20 protein-coding genes and 1 riboswitch are annotated in these 21848 nt (G+C 73.0%); of the genes, 5 read left to right on the forward strand and 15 right to left on the reverse strand.

Annotated features, from left to right (window positions below):
* Nucleotides 1-10 precede the first annotated feature (10 nt).
* The 10 genes from AC07DW_RS15890 to ribD all read right to left on the reverse strand — a co-directional run bounded on the left by AC07DW_RS15890 (nt 11) and on the right by ribD (nt 8671).
* Nucleotides 11-1180, reverse strand: coding sequence for a hemolysin family protein (locus AC07DW_RS15890; RefSeq protein ID WP_478858241.1), 1170 nt, complete (start codon nt 1178-1180; stop codon nt 11-13).
* Nucleotides 1177-2523 (reverse strand): hemolysin family protein, encoded by a 1347-nt coding sequence (locus tag AC07DW_RS15895; RefSeq protein ID WP_478858242.1) that lies wholly within the window; start codon nt 2521-2523, stop codon nt 1177-1179. The genes AC07DW_RS15890 and AC07DW_RS15895 overlap by 4 nt, the downstream gene beginning before the upstream one ends.
* A gap of 235 nt (nt 2524-2758) precedes the next feature.
* Nucleotides 2759-3211 (reverse strand): PH domain-containing protein, encoded by a 453-nt coding sequence (locus AC07DW_RS15900; protein WP_478858243.1) that lies wholly within the window; start codon nt 3209-3211, stop codon nt 2759-2761.
* Between the two features lie 64 nt (nt 3212-3275).
* The gene (gene hisG / locus AC07DW_RS15905; RefSeq protein WP_478858244.1) at nt 3276-4124 is read right to left on the reverse strand and encodes an ATP phosphoribosyltransferase; all 849 of its coding nucleotides are present in this window, start codon (nt 4122-4124) and stop codon (nt 3276-3278) included.
* A gap of 53 nt (nt 4125-4177) precedes the next feature.
* Nucleotides 4178-4450 (reverse strand): phosphoribosyl-ATP diphosphatase, encoded by a 273-nt coding sequence (locus AC07DW_RS15910; protein ID WP_031078175.1) that lies wholly within the window; start codon nt 4448-4450, stop codon nt 4178-4180.
* Between the two features lie 35 nt (nt 4451-4485).
* Nucleotides 4486-4971 carry a 6,7-dimethyl-8-ribityllumazine synthase gene (gene ribH / locus AC07DW_RS15915; protein WP_478858245.1) on the reverse strand — a complete coding sequence of 162 codons (486 nt, stop codon included), beginning with the start codon at nt 4969-4971 and terminating at the stop codon, nt 4486-4488.
* A gap of 40 nt (nt 4972-5011) precedes the next feature.
* Nucleotides 5012-6292 carry a bifunctional 3,4-dihydroxy-2-butanone-4-phosphate synthase/GTP cyclohydrolase II gene (locus AC07DW_RS15920; protein WP_478858246.1) on the reverse strand — a complete coding sequence of 427 codons (1281 nt, stop codon included), beginning with the start codon at nt 6290-6292 and terminating at the stop codon, nt 5012-5014.
* On the reverse strand, nt 6289-6930 hold the full coding sequence (locus AC07DW_RS15925; protein WP_478858247.1) for a nicotinamide mononucleotide transporter family protein: 642 nt from the start codon (nt 6928-6930) through the stop codon (nt 6289-6291). The genes AC07DW_RS15920 and AC07DW_RS15925 overlap by 4 nt, the downstream gene beginning before the upstream one ends.
* A complete protein-coding gene (locus AC07DW_RS15930; protein WP_478858248.1) occupies nt 6927-7535 on the reverse strand; it encodes a riboflavin synthase in 609 nt (202 codons plus the stop codon). Before AC07DW_RS15930 ends, AC07DW_RS15925 begins: the two co-directional genes overlap by 4 nt.
* A gap of 2 nt (nt 7536-7537) precedes the next feature.
* Entirely contained in the window at nt 7538-8671 is a 1134-nt protein-coding gene (ribD, locus tag AC07DW_RS15935) for a bifunctional diaminohydroxyphosphoribosylaminopyrimidine deaminase/5-amino-6-(5-phosphoribosylamino)uracil reductase RibD (RefSeq protein ID WP_478858331.1), read from the reverse strand.
* A 217-nt stretch (nt 8672-8888) separates the two neighbouring features.
* Nucleotides 8889-9019: riboswitch (FMN riboswitch) on the reverse strand.
* Nucleotides 9020-9262: 243 nt separating this feature from the next.
* Between ribD and AC07DW_RS15940 the strand changes: the two genes are divergently transcribed.
* Nucleotides 9263-11605 (forward strand): chitinase C-terminal domain-containing protein, encoded by a 2343-nt coding sequence (locus AC07DW_RS15940; RefSeq protein WP_478858249.1) that lies wholly within the window; start codon nt 9263-9265, stop codon nt 11603-11605.
* Nucleotides 11606-11731: 126 nt separating this feature from the next.
* Here AC07DW_RS15940 and AC07DW_RS15945 read toward each other — a convergent pair whose 3' ends face one another.
* The gene (locus tag AC07DW_RS15945) at nt 11732-12898 is read right to left on the reverse strand and encodes an ROK family transcriptional regulator (protein WP_478858250.1); all 1167 of its coding nucleotides are present in this window, start codon (nt 12896-12898) and stop codon (nt 11732-11734) included.
* A 118-nt stretch (nt 12899-13016) separates the two neighbouring features.
* Here AC07DW_RS15945 and AC07DW_RS15950 point away from each other — a divergent pair, with 118 nt between their 5' ends.
* Together AC07DW_RS15950 and AC07DW_RS15955 are read left to right on the forward strand one after the other, a co-directional pair.
* Entirely contained in the window at nt 13017-14216 is a 1200-nt protein-coding gene (locus AC07DW_RS15950) for an MFS transporter (RefSeq protein WP_478858332.1), read from the forward strand.
* 211 nt (nt 14217-14427) lie between these two features.
* The gene (locus AC07DW_RS15955) at nt 14428-15870 is read left to right on the forward strand and encodes a uracil-xanthine permease family protein (protein ID WP_478858251.1); all 1443 of its coding nucleotides are present in this window, start codon (nt 14428-14430) and stop codon (nt 15868-15870) included.
* Here AC07DW_RS15955 and AC07DW_RS15960 read toward each other — a convergent pair.
* Nucleotides 15849-16997 carry a glycoside hydrolase family 6 protein gene (locus AC07DW_RS15960; protein ID WP_478858333.1) on the reverse strand — a complete coding sequence of 383 codons (1149 nt, stop codon included), beginning with the start codon at nt 16995-16997 and terminating at the stop codon, nt 15849-15851. The two genes, AC07DW_RS15955 and AC07DW_RS15960, sit on opposite strands and share 22 nt — an antisense overlap.
* Nucleotides 16998-17185: 188 nt before the next feature.
* On the opposite strand from AC07DW_RS15960, the gene AC07DW_RS15965 reads away from it, so the two are divergent.
* Nucleotides 17186-17935, forward strand: a complete 750-nt coding sequence (locus tag AC07DW_RS15965) for a DUF5995 family protein (protein ID WP_478858252.1) — start codon at nt 17186-17188, stop codon at nt 17933-17935.
* Here the strand turns inward: AC07DW_RS15965 and AC07DW_RS15970 are convergent.
* The gene (locus AC07DW_RS15970) at nt 17896-19590 is read right to left on the reverse strand and encodes a flavin monoamine oxidase family protein (RefSeq protein WP_478858253.1); all 1695 of its coding nucleotides are present in this window, start codon (nt 19588-19590) and stop codon (nt 17896-17898) included. The genes AC07DW_RS15965 and AC07DW_RS15970 overlap by 40 nt on opposite strands.
* A 59-nt stretch (nt 19591-19649) precedes the next feature.
* Nucleotides 19650-20447 (reverse strand): carbon-nitrogen hydrolase family protein, encoded by a 798-nt coding sequence (locus tag AC07DW_RS15975; protein ID WP_478858254.1) that lies wholly within the window; start codon nt 20445-20447, stop codon nt 19650-19652.
* Nucleotides 20448-20746: 299 nt separating this feature from the next.
* Between AC07DW_RS15975 and AC07DW_RS15980 the strand changes: the two genes are divergently transcribed.
* Complete coding sequence (locus AC07DW_RS15980) at nt 20747-21301, forward strand: hypothetical protein (RefSeq protein ID WP_478858255.1); 555 nt, start codon at nt 20747-20749, stop codon at nt 21299-21301.
* 86 nt (nt 21302-21387) lie between these two features.
* Here the strand turns inward: AC07DW_RS15980 and AC07DW_RS15985 are convergent, their stop codons facing one another.
* Nucleotides 21388-21843 carry an Lrp/AsnC family transcriptional regulator gene (locus tag AC07DW_RS15985; RefSeq protein WP_064067061.1) on the reverse strand — a complete coding sequence of 152 codons (456 nt, stop codon included), beginning with the start codon at nt 21841-21843 and terminating at the stop codon, nt 21388-21390.
* Nucleotides 21844-21848: the final 5 nt, after the last annotated feature.

Genomic DNA, 21848 nt, shown 5'->3' on the forward strand with positions numbered 1-21848 from the left:
GGGCCTCCGGTCAGGCCGTGAGGACGCCCTGCGCCTGACCGGGGCCGGCGGGCTCGTGCCCCGCCTCGCGGTCCGGCCCCGCGGCGGCGGAGACTCCGGCCCGCGGCGCGGCCGGCGTACCGGGGTGGACGACCGGCACCACCGGTGTCGCCGCGCGGTGCGCCGGGTCGCGGACCTCGCCGACCAGCATCTCCAGCACGTCCTCCAGGGCGACCAGGCCCAGGACGCGGCCCGCCGCGTCGGCGACCTGCGCCAGGTGCGTGGCGGCACGGCGCATCACGGTGAGGGCGTCGTCGAGCGGCAGCTCGGCCCGCAGCGTGGCCATCGGGCGCCAGACGCGCTGCGGGACGGCCCGGTCGGCGTCCTCCAGGTCCAGTACGTCCTTGACGTGCACGAAGCCCATGAAGACGCCGCCGCCCTCGGCGCACACCGGGAACCGGGAGTAGCCGGTGCGGACGGTCAGCTCCTCGACCTCCGCCGGGGTGACCGACGGGGTGACCGTCACCAGGGACGTACGCGGGATGAGGACGTCGGACACCGGGCGGCTGCCCAGTTCCAGGGCGTCCTCCAGGCGTTCCTGCTCCGCGGGGTCGAGCAGCCCCGCCTGGCCCGCGTCCTCCACGAGCCGGCCGAGCTGGGCGCTGGTGTACACCGCCTCCACCTCGTCCTTCGGCTCGACCCGGAACGCCTTGAGCACCAGCCGGGAGCAGGCGCCGAGCGCCGCGGTCACGGGCCGGCACAGCCGGGCGAAGCCGACCAGGCCGGGGCTGAGCCACAGCGCCGTCCTCTCGGGAGCCGCCATGGCGAGGTTCTTCGGGAGCATCTCGCCGACGACCAGGTGGAGGAAGACCACCACGGCCAGCGCGATGACGTAGCCCAGCGGGTGGATCAGGCCCTCGGGCAGGCGCACGGCGTGGAAGACGGGCTCCAGCAGGTGCGCCACGGTCGGTTCGGCGACCGCGCCGAGGGTCAGGGAGCAGACGGTGATGCCGAACTGCGCGGCGGCCATCATCCGCGGCAGGTTCTCCAGGCCGTACAGGACCTGCCGGGCCCGCTTGGAGCCGGGGCCGAGCGGCTCGATCTGGCTGCGGCGCACCGAGACGAGGGCGAACTCCGCGCCCACGAAGAAGCCGTTGGCGAGCACGAGCAGGCCGGCGAACAGGAGCTGGAGGACGCTCATCGCGTGGCCTCCGCGAACTCCGGGGCCGTCGCGCCGGCGGTGCGGACCAGCCGGACGCGCTCGGCGCGGTACCGGTCCACCTGGCGTACGGAGAGCCGCCAGCCGGGCAGTTCGGCCCGGTCGCCGGGGGCCGGGATGCGGCCGAGCAGGTCGGCGACGAGCCCGGCGACCGTCTCGTACGGCCCGTCGGGGACGTCGAGGCCTATCCGCTTCAGGGTGTGGACGCGGCAGCTGCCGTCGGCCTCCCAGGCGGGGTGGCCGTCCTCGGCGGGGACGGCGGCCAGCTCGGGCCGGTCGTCGCCCTCGGCGTCGTGCTCGTCGCGGACCTCGCCGACGAGCTCCTCGACGATGTCCTCCAGGGTGACGACCCCGGCCGTGCCGCCGTACTCGTCCACGACGACTGCTATCGGCTGCTCGCTGCGCAGCCGCTCCAGCAGTGCCTGGGCGGGCAGCGTCTCGGGGACGAGCAGCGGCGGGACGGCGACCCGGCCCACCGGGGTGCGCGGCCGCTCCGCGGCGGGCACGGCGAGCGCGTCCTTCAGGTGGACCATGCCGACGATCTCGTCGATGCGGTCCCGGTAGACCGGGAACCGGGAGAGGCCGGTGGCCCGGGTGAGGTTGACGACGTCCGCCGCGGTGGCGTCGGTGCGCAGCGCGTTGACCTTCACGCGGGGGGTCATCACGTGCTGCGCGGTGAGCCCGCCCAGCGACAGGGTCCGTACGAAGAGGTCGGCCGTGTCCTGTTCGAGGGCGCCGGCCCGCGCCGAGTGCCGGGCGAGCGAGACCAGCTCGCCGGGCGTACGGGCGGAGGCGAGCTCCTCGGTGGGCTCGACGCCCAGCAGCCGCACGAGCCGGTTGGCGGCGGCGTTGAGCGCGGTGATGACCGGCCGGAGGGCGGAGGAGAACAGCGCTTGCGGCCCGGCGACGAACCGGGCGACCTGCAAGGGCCGGGAGACGGCCCAGTTCTTGGGGACCAGCTCGCCGATCACCATCTGGACGGCGGACGCGGCCAGCATGCCGATCGCCACGGCGACGCCGGAGACGACCCCTTCGGGCAGGCCGGTCGCGGTGAGCGGCCCGTCGAGGAGCCGCGCGAGCGCCGGTTCGGCGAGCATGCCGACGACGAGCGAGGTGATGGTGATGCCGAGCTGGGTGCCGGACAGCTGGAACGACAGCTCCCGCAGGGCCTTGACGACGGTACGGGCCCGCCGGTCGCCCTCGGCGGCGGCGCGTTCGGCGTCCGCCCGCTCCACGGTGACGAGACCGAACTCGGCCGCCACGAAGAAGCCGTTGGCGAGGATCAGGAGAAAAGCCGCGGCGAGCAGCAGGAGGGGGATGGTCATGCCGCCGCCTCCTCGGAGGGGGCGGCGCAGGTACTACCGGACGATCCGTCCATTGCTGGAGGGATTCACTCCTCGGGTCGCAGGGGCCCCGCCGGCCTGGTGGTGCGTCGTGCCGCCGTATGTGCGGGGCGGTGGCGCGTTCGGCGCCACCGCCATAAGAGTAATCACGCGCGCCCCCGGTGGGGCAGAGGGTCGGCGTCCGTCCGGGCGACGCGCGCCGGGGCGGTGCCGCCCGTCAGCCGGCGTCGGTGCCGGTGCCGCGGGCCTCCGCGAGCGCGCGCAGGGCCCGCGCGTCACGGATGGCCCGCTGCTTGCCGATTCCGGGCTGGATGCCGAGCGCGGGCAGGCTGGTGCCGTCGCTGAGGTCGAGGAAGACCCAGGGGTCGCCCTCCCGGAGGTTCACCCGGAGGATCTCGGCCCAGGCCAGTCTGCGCGTCCGGGTGAGGTTGACCACGGTCACGCCCTCGTCGTCGGCGACGACCTTGGGGCGGCTGAGGAGGGCCAGGACGCCGAAGAAGAGCGCGGCCGTGAAGACGAAGCTGGCGCGCTCCCCCGCCCCCAGGTTCTCCAGCATCAGGGCGACGGCCGTGATGGTCACGAACATCGCCGTGCCCACGGTCAGCAGGACGGCCCGGGTCCGGGTCGGCCGGAAGGTGACCGGGAGGGCGGGGGCGTGGAGGTCGGACATGTGGCGTACCGGTTCTGGCTCGGGCCTCGGGCCTCGGGTGGGGGCGTGGGGGCGGGGACGGGCCTCAGAGGCGGCAGGCGTGGATCTCGGTGGTGAGGATCGCGCGTGCGCCCAGGGCGTACAGGTCGTCCATGATCCGCTGGGCCTCCCTGGCGGGGACCATGGCGCGGACGGCGACCCAGCCCTCGTTGTGCAGGGGGGAGACCGTCGGGGACTCCAGGCCGGGGGTGAGGGCGACGGCCTGCTCCAGGTGCTCGGCGCGGCAGTCGTAGTCCATCATCACGTACGAGCGGGCCACCAGGACGCCCTGGAGGCGGCGCAGGAACCGCTGCACCTTCGGGTCGTCGGCGGGGGCGCCGGTGCGGCGGACGACGACGGCCTCGGACTTGAGGATCGGCTCGCCGACGACCTCCAGGCCGGCGTTGCGCAGCGAGGTGCCGGTCTCCACGACGTCGGCGATGATCTGCGCGACGCCGAGTTCGATGGCGGTCTCGACCGCGCCGTCGAGGTGGACGACGGAGGCGTCGATCCCCTGGTCCGACAGGTGCTTGGCGACGATGCCCTCGTAGGAGGTGGCGATCGTCATGCCGCCGAAGTCGGCGGGGCCGCTCGCGGTGCCGGGCTTGGTGGCGTACCGGAAGGTGGAGCGGGCGAAGCCGAGCTGGAGGATCTCCTCGGCGTTGGCGCCGGAGTCCAGCAGGAGGTCGCGGCCGGTGATGCCGATGTCGAGCTTGCCGGAGCTGACGTAGATGGCGATGTCGCGGGGGCGGAGGTAGAAGAACTCGACCTCGTTCTCCGGGTCCACCATCACCAGCTCCTTGGACTCCTTGCGCTGCTGGTAGCCGGCCTCATGGAGCATCGCCGACGCAGGTCCGGACAGTGAACCCTTGTTGGGGACGGCGATGCGCAGCATGGGGTGGGCTTCCTAACTGTGTGAAAAGGAGTTCTGGGGAGCGGGGTGCTTGCTCAGAGGTGGGCGTAGACGTCGTCGAGCGAGATCCCGCGGGCGACCATCATCACCTGGACGTGGTACAGCAGCTGCGAGATCTCCTCGGCGGCGGCTTCCTTGCCCTCGTACTCGGCGGCCATCCAGACCTCGGCGGCCTCCTCGACGACCTTCTTGCCGATGGCATGGACGCCCTTGTCCACCAGCTCGGCGGTGCGGGAGGTGGCGGGATCGCCGGTCTTGGCCTTGAGCTCCAGCTCGGCGAAGAGCTCTTCGAAGGTTTTGTTCGCCATGATGGTCCTAAGAGTACGGGGTGGGGCATGCCCACTCAGCGCCAGGGTTCGCTGACCGTGCGCAGTGTGGCGGCGGTGGAGACGGCGGCGGTGACCGCCTCGTGCCCCTTGTCCTCGTTCGAGCCCTCCAGGCCGGCCCGGTCCAGGGCCTGCTCCTCGGTGTCGCAGGTCAGTACGCCGAAACCGATGGGGACGCCGGTGTCGACGGAGACCTGAACCAGGCCCTGGGTGACGCCCTGGCACACGTACTCGAAGTGGGGGGTGCCGCCGCGGATGACGACACCGAGCGCGACGATCGCGTCGTAGCCGCGGCCGGCGAGGACCTTGGCGACGACCGGGAGCTCGAAGCTGCCGGGGACCCGGAGCAGCGTCGGCTCGTCGATGCCGAGCTCGTGCAGGGCGCGCAGGGCGCCGTCGACGAGGCCGTCCATGATCTTCTCGTGCCACTGGGCCGCGATCACGGCGACCCGGAGGTCGCCGCAGTTCTTCACGCTCAGTTCGGGTGCGCCCTTGCCGCTCACGTGCGTACTCTCCTCGGTGCTGTGGTGCTGGACGGTGCGGTTACTGGTTGTTGCAGGGTGACGCGCCGGCGGCGGCGTCGAGCCACGGCAGGTCGTGGCCCATCCGGTCGCGCTTGGTGCGCAGGTACCGGAGGTTGTGCTCGCCCGCCTGGACGGGCATGGGTTCCCGGCCGTTCACCGTCAGTCCGTGGCGGACCAGGGCGTCGACCTTGTCGGGGTTGTTGGTCATCAGCCGCAGGCTGCGTACGCCGAGGTCGGCGAGCATCTGGGCGCCCGCGGCGTAGTCGCGGGCGTCGGCGGGCAGGCCGAGCTCCAGGTTGGCGTCGAGGGTGTCGTGGCCGCGTTCCTGGAGTTCGTAGGCGCGCAGCTTGCTCAGCAGCCCGATGCCGCGTCCCTCGTGGCCGCGCAGGTAGACGACGACACCCCGGCCGGCGGCCGTGATGCGTTCCATGGAGGCCTGGAGCTGGGGGCCGCAGTCGCAGCGCAACGAGTGGAAGATGTCGCCGGTCAGGCACTCGGAGTGGACCCGGACGAGGACGTCGTCGCCGTCGTCGATGTCGCCGTGGACGAGCGCGATGTGCTCGACGCCGTCGACGGTGGAGCGGTAGCCGTACGCCGTGTACGCGCCGTGCGCGGTCGGCAGCCGTACCTCGGCCTCGCGGCGCACGGTGGGCTCGCTGCCGCGGCGGTAGGCGATGAGGTCCTCGATCGAGATGATCGTCAGGCCGTGCTTGCGGGCGAAGGGCACCAGCTCGGGCAGGCGCAGCATGACGCCGTCCTCGCCGGCGATCTCGACGATGGCGCCGGCCGGGCGGAGTCCGGCGAGCCGGGCCAGGTCGACGGCGGCCTCGGTGTGCCCGTTGCGGACGAGGACGCCGCCGGGCTGGGCGCGCAGCGGGAAGACGTGGCCGGGGCGGACGAAGTCGGCCGGGGCGGCCACGCCGCTCGCGAGGAGCTGGAGGGTGGTGGCGCGGTCGGCGGCGGAGATGCCGGTGGTCACGCCGTGGACGGGGGCGGCGTCGACGGAGACGGTGAAGGCCGTCTTCATGGACTCGGTGTTGTCGCCGACCATCTGCGGGAGCTGGAGGCGGTCCAGTTCGTCGCCCTCCATGGGGGCGCAGATCAGGCCGCGGCACTCGCTCATCATGAAGGCGACGATCTCGGGGGTGGCCTTCTCGGCGGCGATGACGAGGTCGCCCTCGTTCTCGCGGTCCTCGTCGTCGACGACCACGACGGGGCGGCCGGCGGCGATGTCGCGGATGGCCTGCTCGACGGGGTCGAGGGCGAGGTCCGTGGCGTCCCAGAGGGGGAGGCTGCTCATGCGGGTGCTCCTTCCAGGGAGGCGGACTCGCTCGCTCGGGAGCGCAGCCACCAGTCGCGCAGGCCCCACAGGACGAGCGCGCCGTAGATGACGTAGACGAAGCCGGAGAAGGCGTAGCCGTTGACGAAGTTCAGCGGTACGCCGACGAGGTCGACCAGCAGCCAGGCGAACCAGAACTCGACCATGCCGCGGGCCTGGGCGTACATGGCGACCAGGGTGCCGACGAAGATGTACGCGTCGGGCCACGGGTCCCAGGAGAGCGACGGGTAGGCGGTGAACAGGCCGCCGACGGCGAGGGTGCCGAGGAGGGCGCCGCCCGCCATCAGGCCGCGCTCGCGCCAGGTGGCGAAGCGCACGGCGATCGTGCCGTCCTGGCCGCGCTGCCGGCCGCGGGTCCACTGCCACCAGCCCCAGGCGGCGACCACCATGACGACGACCTGCTTGCCGGCGCTGCCGGTGAGGTGGCCGGCGAAGGCGGCGAAGAGGATGGCGCCGGAGAGGAACTGGGCGGGCCACGTCAGCACGGAGCGCCGCCAGCCGAGGGCGAGGGCGATCAGGCCGATCGTGTTGCCGATCATGTCGGACCAGAGGATGTGCTGGCCGAAGGCGGTGAAGGCCTCGGTGTTGAGCCAGTTCACTGCACGGCCCCCCCGGTCTTGTCGCCGAGCAGCCGCTCGACGTACTTGGCGATGACGTCGACCTCCAGGTTGACCGGGTCGCCGGGCTCCTTGATGCCGAGCGTGGTCAGGGCGAGGGTGGTCGGGATGAGGCTGATGGTGAAGTGGTCGGCGGCGGCGTCGACGACGGTGAGGCTGACGCCGTCCACCGTGATGGAGCCCTTCTCGACGACGTAGCGGCGCAGGGGGGCCGGGAGGGAGATCGTGACGATCTCCCAGTTCTCGGAGGGGGTGCGCGCGAGGATGGTGCCGGTGCCGTCGACGTGGCCCTGGACGATGTGGCCGCCGAGCCGGTCGCCGACCGCCATGGGCCGTTCCAGATTGACCCGGGAGCCGGGGCCGAGGGCGCCGAGACTGGAGCGCTTCAGCGTCTCGGCCATCACGTCGGCGGTGAACTCGCCGTCGGCGGTGTCCACGACGGTGAGGCAGACGCCGTTGACGGCGATCGAGTCGCCGTGCTTGGCGTCCTCGGTGACGAGAGGGCCGCGCAGGCGGAAGCGGGAGGAGTCGCCGAGGTTCTCGACGGCGGTGACCTCACCCAGCTCTTCGACGATTCCGGTGAACACGCTCAGCGCTCCTTGGGTGCGACGGGGGATGCGGCAGGGGTTTCGGCGGGGGGTGCGACGGTGGTTCCGGCAGGGGGCGCGGCGGGGGGTGCGACGGTGGCGGTGACACGGAGGTCGGGGCCGAGGCGCGCGGTCTCGGTGACGTCGAGCCGCAACGCTTCGGTGAGGGTGGTGATCCCGGCGTCGGCGAGGGCTGCGGGGCCCGCGCCGAGGAGCACCGGGGCGAGGTAGCCGACGACCCGGTCGACGGCTCCCGCGGCGACGAAGGACCCGGCGAGGGTCGGGCCGCCTTCGAGGAGGACGGAGCGGACGCCGCGCTCGTGCAGGGCGGCCAGCAGGGCGGGCACGGACAGGCCGCGGCCGTCCCTGGGGAGGCGGACCACGTCGGCGCCGGGCGGCCCATCCGTCCCGGCGTCCTCCGCGACAGCGATCAGGGTGGGCGCGGCGTCGTCCAGGACACGGGCGCCGGGCCGGACGGCGCGGACCTCGGTGTCGACGACGACGCGCAGCGGCTGGCGAACCCCCTCGACGCCCCGTACGGCGAGGTGGGGGTCGTCAGCGCGGGCGGTGCCGGAGCCGACGATCACCGCGTCGGCCTCGGCGCGCAGCCGGTGCACGTCGGCGCGGGACTCGGGCGAGCTGATCCAGCGGCTGGTGCCGTCCTGGGCGGCGACGCGGCCGTCGAGGGTGGCGGCGTACTTCCACAGGACGTACGGGCGGCCGAGGCGCACGGAGGTGAGCCAGGCGGCGTTGCCGGCCGCCGCCTCGGCCTCCAGGAGCCCGGCGACGACCTCGACGCCGGCCGCGCGCAGGGTGTCGGCGCCGCCGGTGGCCTGCGGGTCCGGGTCGCCGACGGCGTACACGACGCGGGCGACGCCGGCCTCGATGAGCGCCTGGGCGCAGGGGCCGGTGCGGCCGGTGTGGTTGCAGGGCTCCAGGGTGACGTACGCGGTGCCGCCGCGGGCGAGGACGCCGGCCTGGCGCAGGGCGTGGACCTCGGCGTGCGGGCCGCCGGCCCGCTCGTGCCAGCCGGCGCCGACCTCGTGCCCGGAGGCGTCGCGGATGACGCATCCGACGACGGGGTTGGGGCTGGTGGAGCCGAGGCCGCGGGCGGCGAGCGCGACGGCCCGGCGCATGGCGGCGACGTCGGCCGCGTCGGCCGTGCCGGTCGTGTCCACTGCGGTGGCCACCGGGTCCTCCTGCCTCTTCGGGCGCGGACTCCGGGGCTGTCGATGACGACAGAGAGCGGGAAGGACACCACCGCACACGGGGACGCGAGGCCGGGCCGCACGGGTCGCCCGGACTCGGCGACCAGCGGGCATACGGCCGGTCGCCCCCTGGTGGGGTCACCCGCCGCGCACTGCCTCCCATCCGGACTTTAACCGTCGGTCCAGGAATTTCACCTGGTCAACCGGCCACTGGATGCGGCCGGGTCGCGGACTGTAACCGCCGGTTCGGAATTGCACCGACCCCGGAGTGCGCTGCTGCTGATACAGGGCCAGTGTGCCACGCCGGATGGTCACCCATGCGGGCGAAGGTTGTGGCCTGCCTCACATGATCACCGGAAGCATCAAGTGGTCCAGACCTCTTGACCGCTTGGTCTAGTCCTTTTAATGTCTGCGTCACCTCCATGGAGACGGCCCGCCGGGTGTGCGCACACCAGGGCTGAACACGACCCACCCCCTTGCCAGTTGTGTGCCCCTCTGCCTCCCCAGGAGGAACCGACCGTGCTGTCCCCCACGCACAGACGAGCCACCCTGCTCGCGTCCGGCGCCGCCGCCGCCGGTCTGCTGCTCGGTTCGCTCTCCGGCGGCGTCTCCCACGCCGCCACCGACCACGAGTCCTGTCGCCCCGACGGCCTGTACAGGACGTCCGGCGCCGACGTGCCGTACTGCTCGGTGTACGACACCGAGGGCCGCGAGAAGATGGGCGCCGACCACCAGCGCCGCGTCATCGGCTACTTCACCGGCTGGCGCACCGGCAAGGACGGTACGCCCGCCTACCTGGCGTCGAACATCCCGTGGGGCAAGGTCACCCACATCAACTACGCCTTCGGCCACATCGACTCCGGCAACCGGCTGTCGGTCGGCGCCGACGGCCCGAACAACGCCGCCACCGGCATGACCTGGCCGGGCGTCGCGGGCGCCGAGATGGACCCCGCGTACGGCTACAAGGGGCACTTCAACCTGCTGAACAAGTTCAAGAAGCAACACCCGGACGTCAAGACGCTGATCTCGGTGGGCGGCTGGGCCGAGACCGGCGGGTACTTCGACGACAGCGGCAAGCGCGTGAACTCCGGCGGCTTCTACTCAATGGCCACCCACGCCGACGGCTCGGTCAACCAGGCGGGCATCGACACCTTCGCCGACTCGGCGGTCGCCTTCATCAAGAAGTACGGGTTCAACGGCGTCGACATCGACTACGAGTACCCGACCTCGATGAAGGACGCCGGCAACCCGCTCGACTACTCCGTCTCCAACGCCCGCCGCGCTGGACTCGTCAAGGGCTACGCGGCGCTGATGAAGACCCTGCGCGAGAAGCTGGACCGGGCGGGCGCGGCCGACGGCAGGCACTACATGCTGACCGTCGCGGCCCCCTCCTCCGGCTACCTGCTGCGCGGCATGGAGACCTTCCAGGTCCAGAAGTACCTGGACTACGTCAACATCATGTCCTACGACCTGCACGGCGCCTGGAACGAGTACGCCGGCCCCAACGCCTCGCTCTTCGACGACGGCAAGGACGCGGAGCTGGCGGCGGCGAACGTCTACGGCAGCCAGCAGTACGGCGGCATCGGCTATCTCAACACCGACTGGGCCTACCACTACTTCCGCGGCTCCATGCCGGCCGGCCGCATCAACATCGGCCTGCCGTACTACACCCGCGGCCACAAGAACGTGCAGGGCGGTACGGACGGCCTGTGGGGCAAGGCGGCGGCGACCACCTGCCCGGCCGGGTCCGGCCTGACCAAGTGCGGTGACGGCGCGGTCGGCATCGACAACCTGTGGCACGACAAGGACGACAACGGCAAGGAGTCGCCGGCCGGCTCCAACCCGATGTGGCACGCCAAGAACCTGGAGAAGGGCGTCCTCGGCGACTACCTGCCGAAGTACGGCTTCGGCGCGGACACCAAACTGACCGGCACCTACGCGCGCAAGTACGACCCGACGCTGGTCGCGCCGTGGCTGTGGAACGCGGAGAAGAAGGTCTTCCTGTCGACCGAGGACGAGCAGTCGGTGGCCCGCAAGGCCGACTACGTGGTCGACAAGGGCATCGGCGGCACGATGGTCTGGGAACTGGCCGGCGACTACGGCTGGAACGCGGCCAAGGGGCAGTACGAGCCCGGCTCCACCCTCACCTCGCTGATGTACGACAGGTTCAAGGCGGCCACGCCCTACGGCGCGAAGGTCTCGAACAAGGCACTGCCCGATAAGGCGGTGAACATCGGCGTCGAGTTCGGCGAGTTCAAGCTCGGCGACTCCAACTACCCGATCACCCCGAAGGTGAAGATCACCAACAACACGAGGACCACGCTTCCGGGCGGCACGGAGTTCCAGTTCGACTACTCCACGGCGGCCCCGGGCAACGCCTCGGACCAGTCCGGCTTCGGGACCAAGGTGATCAGCAGCGACCACACCGGGAGCAACGTGGGCGGGCTGAAGGGCGACTTCCACCGCGCCTCGCTGAAGCTGCCCGCGTGGCAGACGCTGGCGCCGGGCGCTTCGGTGGAGCTGTCCTTCAACTACTACCTGCCGGTGTCCACCCCGTGGAACTGGACGGTGAACATCGGCGGCACGACGTACGCGCTCGCCGGTGACCTGGCGCGGGGCACGACGGTGGTGGAGCCGGGCACGAACCCGTCCCCGTCGCCCGACCCGACGAACCCGACGCCCACCCCGACACCGACGCCCGGTGCGTGCACCGCGCCCGCGTGGAGCCCGGCCGCCGAGTACGGCTCCGGCTCCTCGGTGTCCCACGCGTCCCGCACCTGGAAGGCGAAGTGGTGGACCAAGGGCGAGGAGCCCGGCACCACCGGCCAATGGGGTGTCTGGCAGGACCTGGGCGCCTGCTGACCCGGTGACGGGACGGGCCCCGGCGGCGCGGTAACGGCCCTTGCCGCCGCCGGGGCCCTCCGGCATGCCCGCCGGGGGCCGGCGGCCTCCGGCGGGGCGTCGCCGGCGGCCCCCGGCGGGGCGTCGCTACGGGGCGAACAGCTCGTCCTGGGCCGCGTCGCGGACCGTCAGCAGGGCGCCCCGCAGGACCGCCGCGCCGCCCAGGGCGGTCGCCCGCACCTCCGTGCGCAGCGGGGACAGCACGGCCAGCCGGGCCTCGACGCGGGCGGCCAGCCCGGCGCCGCCCGCGTGGCCGATCTCGCCGCCCAGCACCACACACCCCGGGTCGAGCACCGCGCTGACGGCCGCCGCCCCGAGGGCCACCCGGTCGGCGAGGGCGTCCAGGAAGTCCTCCGCCCCGGCCTCCAGGGCCATCCGCACGGCCACCGCCCCCGCCGCCTCCTCGCCCCGGTCCTCGCCGGCGTCGATGCCGTACCGCGCCGCCAGCTCGCGGATCGCGGACGAGCCGGCCAGCGCGTGGAAGCCGCCGTCGCAGCCGGTCGCCGACGGCAGGCCGCCCGTCCCCGGCACGGGGAGGAACCCGATCTCACCGGCGCCGCCGGACGCGCCGCGCCGCAGCCTGCCGTCCAGCAGGACGGCCGCGCCGACGCCGTGGCCGAGCCACAGCAGCACGAAGGTGTCCTGGTCGCGGGCGGCGCCCTCGCGCTGCTCCGCCACGGCCGCGAGGTTCGTCTCGTTCTCCACGAGGACGGTCGCGGGCAGCCGCTCGTGCAGGACGGTGACGAGCCGCCGGTGCCAGGCGGGCAGGCCCGTCGAGTCGCGCAGTTCCCCGGTGGCCGGGTCGATCAGGCCGGGCGCCCCGACGCCGACGCTGTGCAGCCGCCGTACGCCCGCCTCGGCCACGGTCCGCTCCAGCAGCTCCACCGCGCGCTCCACGGCGGGCCCGTCGCTGTGCTCCTCCATGGGCAGGGACGCCTCGGCGAGCGTGCCGCCCAGCAGGTCGGTGACGACCACGGAGAGGCTGGTGGTGCGGACGTCGAGGGCCGCCAGGTGCGCGCGGTCGGCGACGATCCCGTACAGCCGGGCGTTGGGGCCGCGGCGTTCGGCGCCGGACTCCCCGACCACATGGACCAGGCCGGAGCTCTGGAGCCGTTCGACGAGGTCGGCGACGGTGGGCCGGGACAGTCCGGTCAGGGTCTTGAGCTGACCTGCCGTCAACGGACCCCGGTCCTGGAGGAGGCGCAGGGCGAGCCGGTCGTTGATGGCCCGTGCGGTGCTGGGCGATGCGGGCATGGCGTGATCCTCTCAGAACTCGTCATACCAACTTACTATCAGGCAGGGTTCCTGATAATTTACCGGCACCGAGAAACACCGAGACAAATTCGACCGGGGAGGGTCCGTGGCACCGGACATGGTCTTCGACAGGGAGCGGCTGAGGCGGGCCCGGTTCGCCGTGGCCGCCGTGTTCTGCGTGCACGGCGCCGTGACCGGCAGCTTCGCCACCCGCATCCCGTGGATCCAGGACCATGCCGGGGTCGGCGCGGGCCAACTGGGGCTCGCGCTGGCCTTCCCCGCGCTCGGCGCCTCGGCGGCGATGCCGCTCGCCGGTGCGGTGAGCCACCGCTTCGGCGCCCGCGCCGCGCTGCGCGGGCTGCTCGCGCTGTGGACGCTGTCCCTGGCGCTGCCCGCCCTCGCCCCCGACGTCTACACCCTGTGCGGCGCGCTCTTCGTGTTCGGGGCCACCGCCGGCATGTCCGACGTGGCCATGAACGCGCTGGGCGTCGAGGTGGAGAACCGGCTCGACAAGTCGATCATGTCCAGCCTGCACGGCATGTGGAGCGCCGGGGCCCTGATCGGCTCGGCCATCGGCACGCTCGCCGCCCACCTGGGCACCGACGCCCGGCTGCACCACATGGCCGCCGCGCTCCTCCTCACCGTCCTGGGCCTGGTCTTCTGCCAGGGCGTACTGGACCTGCGCAGCGCCCCGGACGCGGAGCCGCCGCCCCGGTTCGCGCTGCCGCCCAGGTCCGCCCTGGTGATCGGGGCGATCGGGTTCTGCGGGGTGTTCGCGGAGGGTGCCAGCCTGGACTGGTCGGCCGTCTACCTGCGCGACGAGCTGGGTACGTCGGCGGGCCTGGCGGCCGCGTCGACCACCGCGTTCGCCCTGACCATGGCGGTGGCCCGGCTGGTGGGCGACAAGGTCGTGGACCGGTTCGGCGCGGTGCGGACGGTACGGGTCGGTGGGGTCACGGCCACGGCGGGCGGCGTCCTGGTGGTCGTCGCGCCGCACCCGGCGGCCGCCCTGGCGGGCTTCGGGCTCCTCGGGCTCGGTGTCGCCGTCGTCGTACCGCTGGCCTTCGCGGCGGCCGGGCGCAGCGGGCCGAACCCGAGCCAGGCCATCGCGGGTGTCGCCACGATCACGTACACCTCGGGCCTCATCGCCCCGTCCGCGATCGGTGGTGTGGCGGACGCGACGTCCCTGACCGTGTCGTTCGGTCTGGTCACCCTGCTGGCCTTCTGCCTCGTCCTCGGCGCGGGCGTGCTGCGCACGGGCGACCGCACGGCGCGCAAGGCCGCCGGCACGGTGCCGACCGAGAAGAGTTCCCGCTGACGGGGTGTCTACGGGCCCGGTGACCGGGGCTCCGGGGAAGCCGGCGCATCGCCGGACGTCCCGGACCTCCGGCGGGCCACCGGCAGGGCGCGCACGGCCGCGTCGGCGGGTACGGCTGTCGGATTACCATGGCGCCTGGTCTTTTTCGGCCGCTCCCGGCCGGGACCCGGCCGCGCGGCCGGCCCGAACCGGAGAAGTGGAGCCACCCCCTATGAACCTCGGCGTGCGCTGGACCCTGCACGGCGACGGACGGACACCCGCTCCCGGAGCCGTCGTCCGCCCCGACGAGCGGCTGTCCTGGCCCCGTACGGCCGGGCTCGGCGCCCAGCACGTCGTGGCCATGTTCGGCGCCTCCTTCGTGGCACCGGTGCTCATGGGCCTCGACCCCAACCTGGCGATCATGATGTCCGGCGTGGCCACGGTGGTCTTCCTGCTCGCCACGCGCGGCAGGGTGCCCAGTTACCTGGGCTGCTCGCTCTCCTTCGTGGGCGTGGCGGCGACCATCCGGGCGACCGGCGGCGACAGCGCCACCGTCACCGGGGCGGTCCTGGTGGTGGGTGCGGTGCTGTTCCTGGTGGGACTGGCGGTGCGGCGGTTCGGCGCGCGGATCATCCATGTGGCGATGCCGCCGATCGTGACCGGCGCCGTCGTCATGCTGATCGGGTTCAACCTGGCTCCGGTGACGGCGGCGACGTACTGGCCGCAGGACCAGTGGACGGCCCTGCTGGTGATGCTGTTCACCGGCCTCGCGGTCGTCTGCCTGCGCGGCTTCTGGTCACGGGTGGCGATCTTCCTGGGGCTGGTCTTCGGATACGCCCTCTCCTGGGTATTCGACCTGGCCTTCGGGAAGATCCACTCCCCGCTCGGCGGCGGCGAGGCCGTCGACCACTGGCGCCTGGACCTGTCGGGCGTGGCCGGGGCCGACTGGGTCGGCCTGCCCTCGTTCCACGCGCCCGCCTTCGAGTGGTCCGCGATCCTCGTCGCCCTGCCCGTCGTGATCGCGCTGGTCGCGGAGAACGCCGGACACGTCAAGGCCGTCGGCGAGATGACCGGCGACCCGCTCGACGACCAGCTCGGCACCGCCATCGCCGCCGACGGCGCCGCCTCGATCCTGTCCACCGCGGTGGGTGGTCCGCCGAACACCACGTACTCCGAGAACATCGGCGTCATGGCCGCGACCCGCGTCTATTCGACGGCCGCCTACTGGGCCGCCGCCGGCTTCGCGCTCCTGTTCGGTCTGTGCCCCAAGTTCGGCGCGGTCGTCGCCGCCATCCCCGGCGGTGTGCTCGGCGGGATCACCGTCATCCTGTACGGCATGATCGGCCTGCTGGGCGCGCAGATCTGGATCAACGCCGACGTCGACCTGCGCAACCCCCTGAACCTCGTCCCGGCCGCCGCGGGCATCATCATCGGCGTCGGCGGCGTCAGCCTGAAGATCACGGACAACTTCGAGCTGGGTGGCATCGCCCTCGGCACGATCGTGGTCATCACCGGCTACCACGTGTTGCGCGCCTTCGCCCCGGCGCACCTCAAGGAACAGGAGCCCCTCCTGGACTCCGGCACCAGCTCGTACGAAGGCGGCCGGAGCGACGGGAACGGCGGGGACGGCCGGGGCGGCGAGGGCGGCGACGCTCAGCCGGTCGCCAGGTCGTAGGCGTAGCCGGCGGAGAACTCGCCCGCCGCGCCCGAGCAGCCGTCCGACTCGCCCGGCAGCTTGATCCACAGGTAGGCGTCGATCCGCGCGTCCCCGGTCCGGGTCGTCGGCGTCCTGCCGAGCGCCCGGCCCGCGGGGTCGCACCACTCGCCGGGCGCCGGGGCGCCGTTGCCGTTGCGGCTGGTGTCGATGACGGCGCCGAGGTGGGGCGGGCCGCCGAGCGCGGCGAGCACGCGCCGGGCGTAGGCGGCCTCCTCGGCGGTGGTGTGGAAGTTCGAGACGTTGGTGAAGATGCCGTCGCCGCTGGTCGCGGCGCCCGCGTCACGCAGCGCGCCGGCCATCTCGGCCGCCGGGTGCCAGCCGGAGTGGCCCGCGTCGAAGTAGACCTTGGCCCGCGGGTTGGCCGCCCTGAGCGCCCTGCCCGCCCGGGCCAGCGAGGCGTAGCGGGCGCTCCGGGCGGCGTCCGAGAGGCAGTCGGCGAGGGCGATGGAGTCGGGCTCCAGGACGACGATGACCGGTCCGCCGCCGAGCCCGGCGGCGAAGTCCCGTATCCACCCGTCGTACGCGGCGAGGTCGGGCGCCCCGCCCTGTGAGGCGCCCCCGCAGTCCCGGTCGGGGATGGCGTACGGCACGAGGACGGGCACCCGGCCGGCGGCGGCCGCTCGGGAGGTCACCGCGCGGACCCTGCCGGTGATGGCGCCCGGGTCGTACTCGGCGAACCAGACCGCGGCCGGCTGGTCGGCGATCCGGGACTCGATGACCGCCCGGCGCGGGTCGCCGGGGTTGGCCCGCACCCAGTCGAGCACCTGGGACTGCGGGTGGCGGTAGAGGGAGGCCGGCACGGTCCGGGGGGCCGGGGCCGCGGGGGCCTTCCGCTTCGTCGCCGAGGGCTTCGGGGCCGGCGGGGCGGACGGCCCAGGCGAGGTGCGGGAGGGCGACGGGGACGGCGAGGCCGTGGCCGGGGCGGTGGGCGTGGGGCTGGGACGAGCGGGCAGCGGCGGCACGTGCAACGCGCTGCCGGTCACCTCGGGCCGGGGCCCGGCCGTGTCGTCCGCCTCGCCGCCGGTCGCGGCCAGCAGCCCGCTGACCGTTCCTATCGCGACGACCACCGACGCGGCGGCGACCATGGCGTGGCGACGTGCCGTGCGCCGCCGTCCGGCCCGCCGGTCGCGTTGTCTCCGCCGTTGTGCGCGCACGTCTGACACGTGTGGTTCCCCTCCCCCTGGGTGCTCGCGGGGGCGGGTTCGTTCCCCCGTTTCGGGGAAGCCCGGCGCGATGACACCACCGAGAGCCTACCTACTGGGACGCTGCCCCCATGGCGCAGATCGAACAGTGCTCGTCGGCCCCGTCGGTGATCGGCCCGGTCGTGACGCGGATGCGGGCGTTGTGCGAGCTGTGGCCGGAGGCGGACGGGGTGGCGGTATTCAACCGGGTCTACCTCGCGGTCACGGAGGAGATCGACCGGAGCGTCGGGGCGGGCGAGTTCGCCGACCCGCGGGCCGCCGCCACGCTGGACGTCCGCTTCGCGGAGCGCTACCTGGCGGCGGTGGACGCGGTCGCCGCGGGCGGGCGGCCGGCGGCGTGCTGGCGGCCGCTGTTCCAGTACCGGCGCCATCCCGGCGTACGGCCGCTGCAGTTCGCCCTGGCCGGAATCAACGCGCACGTCGGGCACGACCTGGCGCTGGCCGTGGTGGACGCCTGCCGCACGCTCGGCTGCGAACCGGCCGATCTGGAGCGGGAGTTCGACCGGGTGGGCGACATCCTCGCGCTGCTGGAGGAGCGCATCCGCGAGGAGCTGATGCCGGGGCCGGACCTGCTGGAGATCGCCGACCCGCTGACGCACCTGCTGGGCTGCTGGAGCCTGGACCGCGCCCGCGACGGGGCGTGGCTGGCCGCCCGCTCGCTGTGGCAGCTGACCCGGCTGGGTGAGCTGGGCGGGCTGCCGGAGCTGGCCAAGGAGTTCACCGAACGCCTCGACCGCTCCGTGGGGCTGGCGGGGCGGATGCTGCTGACCCCGCTGGTGCCTCAGTCCTCCGGCAGTTCCACCGGGGCGATCTCGTCGTAGACGTCGCCCGGGCCGGGGTTGGTGGCGTCGGTGGCACCGCCGAAGTGGTGCATCACGCCCCACACCGCGTTCAGCGCGGTCTGCACGGCGCCCTCGGCCCAGCCGGCCGTCCAGGAGATGTCGTCGCCCGCCAGGAAGATGCCCCGCTTGTCCTCGGGCAGCCGGTCCTGCATGAAGTGGGTGAACAGGCGCCGCTGGTAGCGGTAGTGGCCCGGCAGGTTGGCCTTGAAGGCGCCCATGAAGTAGGGCTCGTTCTCCCACGACACGGTCACCGGGTTGCCGATGATGTGCTTGCGGATGTCGACCTTCGGGTAGATCTCGCCGAGCGACTTGAGCATGACCTCCATGCGCTCGTTGGCGGAGAGCGGGAGCCACTTCAGGCTGTCGTCGCACCACGTGTACGAGAGGCAGATGACGGCCGGCTTGTCCGGGCCGTCGTCCAGCAGGTAGGTGCCGCGGGTCATCCGGTCGGTGAGCGTCATCGACATGACGTCGCGGCCGGTCTCCTCGTCCTTGTCCAGCCAGAAGGGCCGGTCGACCGGGACGAAGAGCTTGGACGACTCCATGTAGTGGGTGCGCTCCATCGCCGTCCAGTGGTCGATGGGGAACAGCGAGTCGTCGCAGGCGATCTTGGACAGCAGCATCCAGGACTGGGCGGTGAAGATCGCCGCCTGGTACGTGCGGATGTCGCCGTTCGCGTCGGTGACAGTGATGCGGTTGCCGGCCGTGCGGTGCAGGCGCGTGACGGCGGGCTTGGGGTCGCCCTCGTGGAGCGACTTCAGCGACGTACCGAGCGGCCAGTGGACGATCTTCTCCGGCTCGCGCTCCCACAGGCGCAGCGGCAGCTGCTGGGAACCACCCACGATGCCGCGGTGGTGGTCGTCGGCCTCGGTGTAGACGACGCGGAGGATCTCCAGGATGGAGTTGGGGAAGTCGGTGTCCCAGCCGCCGGTGCCGAACCCGACCTGGCCGAAGATCTCGCGGTGCCGGAAGGACTTGAACGCCTCGGACTCGCACAGGAAGCCGTAGAAGGTCTGGTTGTCGAGCTTCTCGACGAGCTGGGCCCAGATCTCGCGGATGCGCGGGACGTCGCGCTCGCGCATGGCGCGGTTCATGTCGGAGAAGTCCGCGCCCTCCTCCAGGCAGTCGCTCCAGGCCTTGGCGACGTCGCGGTAGACCTGCGGGAGGTCGTCGACGGTCTCGGCGTAGTGCGACTCGCCCTTGAGGTCGACGACGGTCGACGGGGTGGCCTCGGCCAGCGGGTTCGGGAACGGCCGGGTCTCCAGACCGACGAGGTCGATGTAGTGCTGGAGCGCGGTGGAGGAGGGCGGGAAGCGCATGGCGCCCATCTCGGCGCTCAGCCCCTCGGTGCCGGTGCCCTCGAAGCCGACGGTGCGCAGCCGGCCGCCGATCTGGTCGGCCTCGTACACGACGGGCTTGAGGCCCATCTTCATCAGCTCGTACGCGGCGACGATGCCGGAGAGTCCGCCGCCGATGACGGCGACCTCGGTGCCGTGCTCCGTCGCGGGGACCTGGCCGAGCCCGGCCGGGTGGGCCAGGTAGTCGTCGTACGCGTACGGGAAGTCCGGACCGAACATGGTGATCGGCGGCTGCGCGTCGGTGTGCTGGACGGCGGTGGGCACCGTGGACGTCATGGGGTACGGACTCCTTGCGGGAAAGCTGGCGAGGGGTGGGGGCTCGGGTGGCGGACGGCTCAGGCGAGCGAGGTGTAGAGGCCGGGGCGGCGGTCGCGCAGGTAGGGGTTCGCCTCGCGCGAGGAGGTCAGGAACTCCGGGTCGACGTCGCCGACGACCAGTTCCTCGCCACGTCCGGCGCGGGCGCGGGCGGTGCCGTCGGGGCCGGCGAGGGCGGACAGGCCGACGAACTCGAACTCGCCCTCGGGGCCGGTCCGGTTGGCGTACGCGACGTAGATCTGGTTCTCGAAGGCGCGCACCGGTACGACGGACTCGGCGACGACCTCGGCGGGGTGCATCAGCGCGGTGGGCACCAGCAGGAGCTGGGTGCCGGCCAGGGCGTGCGCCCGGACGTTCTCGGGGAACTCGACGTCGTAGCAGATCATCAGGCCGACGCGCAGTCCGCCGAGCTCCGCCTGGACGACCGGCTGCTCGCCGGGCGTGAACGAGTCGCTCTCGAAGCCGCCGTAGAGGTGGGTCTTGCGGTAGCTCAGGAGCCGGCTGCCGTCCGGGCCGATGAGCTGGGCGGCGTTGTACACCCGGTCGCCGTCGCGCTCGGGGTAGCCGTAGGCGATGGCGAGCCGGTGGCGCTCGGCGATCTCGGCGACGGCGTCGGCCCCGTCACCGTCGGCGGGCTCGGCCAGCCGGGCGACGCCGTGGCCGATCGCGTACCCGGTCAGGAACATCTCGGGGGCGACGAGCAGGCCGGCGCCGGTGGCGGCGGCGCGGGCGGCGGCCTCGTCGAGGACCTTGAGGTTGGCGGCGACGTCACCGGGCTGTCCGGAGCTCTGGAGCAGGGCGGTGCGCAGCGGCGGCATCGGCAGACCTCTGTCGGGGTGCGTGGCATGGAAAGGAAGACGTCGAGAAGACGTTCAAAACGGTACGGTCCGGTGCTCTTCCGGGACAAGGCGTGACCGTTGCGGACCGACGATCGATCCGTTGCGCGGAGGGGGTGCCGCGCGGTGATTCATTGCGCGGCCGTCCTCCCGGGGTCGGAGGCGGCCCCCGCCGCCCGGCGGAAGGCGGTCGCGACCGGCGCGCGATGTGCCGGGGCGGGGGTGGGCGGAACAGTGGCGGGTGTTTGGGAAACGCGTCCACCAGCTGAAAGGGCTCCGCCATGAACCGTCGTACGAAGATCGCCGCACTGGGTGCCGCGCTGCTGTTCACCGCCGGGGCGGCGGGCTCCGCCGGCGCCTCGGGGGACCGGGCGGGCGCCGGGCCGCGCGAGGCGGCGGCCCTGACCGGCACGGCGAAGCTGTACCGGCCGGCGGGCGACGACATCACGTTCACCTTCGACGCGCACCTGGCCGCCGAGGACACCATGGACCCGGAGGCGGCGACCGGCACGTTCGGCTTCCGGCACGTCTTCCCGGACGGCACGTCCGGCTGGGCGAGGGCCCGGGTGGACTGCCTGGTGACGGGCGGCAAGGTGGCGGTCGTGACGGGTGTGGTCACCGACTCCGACACCCCGTTCAAGGGCAGGCGGGTGGGGGTCTCGGTGCATGACCAGGGCGGGCACGACCGGCTGGGCTACAGCTGGATCGGCAGCGAGCCGGAGGAGACGAAGAGGCTGCCGAAGTGCGTGAGCGCGGCGCCCTTCGAGAAGGTCAGGGGCGGCACGGGCGACTTCCGGGTCCTGCCGTGGCAGCCGGAGTACCCGGCAGCCGGGTAGGGCGGGTCTTCCGGACCGGGCGTCCCGGCGCTGTTCCGCGTGCTTGCGAGGCGTCGCGGGCCGGGCGGGACTGCTCCGGACCCCGCCTAGGCCGGCGAGCCGGACGAGAAGCGCCGCAGCAGCGGCGAGAGCACCAGCACCGACTTGGTGCGCTCCACGAACGGCTCGCCCGCGATCCGCTCCAGCACGCGCTCGAAGTGGCGCATGTCGGAGGCGAAGACCTGGACGATCGCGTCCGCGTCACCGGTGACGGTGGATGCGGCCGCGACCTCCGGGTACCGCTCGAGACCGCGCTGGATGGTCTCGGGCGAGGTGTTCCCACGTGCGTAGATCTCGATGAACCCCTCGGTCTCCCAGCCGAGCGCCGCCGGGTCCACCCGGACGGTGAACCCGGTGATGGCGCCCTCCGCCCGCAGCCGGTCCACGCGCCGCTTCACGGCGGGCGCGGACAGACCGACGAGCGAGCCGATGTCCGCGTAGGAGCGCCGGGCGTCCTCGGCGAGGGCGTGGACGATGCGTTCGTCGAGATCGTTCAGTCGCACTGGGG

The organism is Streptomyces sp. NPDC045701, from assembly GCF_056432045.1.

Bases quoted from the DNA above. Each gene is read 5' to 3' on its own strand.
- AC07DW_RS15895 (WP_478858242.1), bottom strand. From the start codon at position 2,523: ATGACCATCCCCCTCCTGCTGCTCGCCGCGGCTTTTCTCCTGATCCTC.
- AC07DW_RS15920 (WP_478858246.1), bottom strand. From the start codon at position 6,292: ATGAGCAGCCTCCCCCTCTGGGACGCCACGGACCTCGCCCTCGACCCC.
- AC07DW_RS15975 (WP_478858254.1), bottom strand. From the start codon at position 20,447: ATGCCGCCGCTGCGCACCGCCCTGCTCCAGAGCTCCGGACAGCCCGGT.
- AC07DW_RS15980 (WP_478858255.1), top strand. From the start codon at position 20,747: ATGAACCGTCGTACGAAGATCGCCGCACTGGGTGCCGCGCTGCTGTTC.
- AC07DW_RS15910 (WP_031078175.1), bottom strand. From the start codon at position 4,450: ATGGCGAACAAAACCTTCGAAGAGCTCTTCGCCGAGCTGGAGCTCAAG.
- AC07DW_RS15965 (WP_478858252.1), top strand. From the start codon at position 17,186: ATGGCGCAGATCGAACAGTGCTCGTCGGCCCCGTCGGTGATCGGCCCG.
- AC07DW_RS15970 (WP_478858253.1), bottom strand. From the start codon at position 19,590: ATGACGTCCACGGTGCCCACCGCCGTCCAGCACACCGACGCGCAGCCG.
- AC07DW_RS15900 (WP_478858243.1), bottom strand. From the start codon at position 3,211: ATGTCCGACCTCCACGCCCCCGCCCTCCCGGTCACCTTCCGGCCGACC.
- AC07DW_RS15950 (WP_478858332.1), top strand. From the start codon at position 13,017: ATGGTCTTCGACAGGGAGCGGCTGAGGCGGGCCCGGTTCGCCGTGGCC.
- AC07DW_RS15955 (WP_478858251.1), top strand. From the start codon at position 14,428: ATGAACCTCGGCGTGCGCTGGACCCTGCACGGCGACGGACGGACACCC.
- hisG (WP_478858244.1), bottom strand. From the start codon at position 4,124: ATGCTGCGCATCGCCGTCCCCAACAAGGGTTCACTGTCCGGACCTGCG.
- AC07DW_RS15890 (WP_478858241.1), bottom strand. From the start codon at position 1,180: ATGAGCGTCCTCCAGCTCCTGTTCGCCGGCCTGCTCGTGCTCGCCAAC.
- ribD (WP_478858331.1), bottom strand. From the start codon at position 8,671: ATGCGCCGGGCCGTCGCGCTCGCCGCCCGCGGCCTCGGCTCCACCAGC.
- AC07DW_RS15945 (WP_478858250.1), bottom strand. From the start codon at position 12,898: ATGCCCGCATCGCCCAGCACCGCACGGGCCATCAACGACCGGCTCGCC.
- AC07DW_RS15960 (WP_478858333.1), bottom strand. From the start codon at position 16,997: ATGGTCGCCGCCGCGTCGGTGGTCGTCGCGATAGGAACGGTCAGCGGG.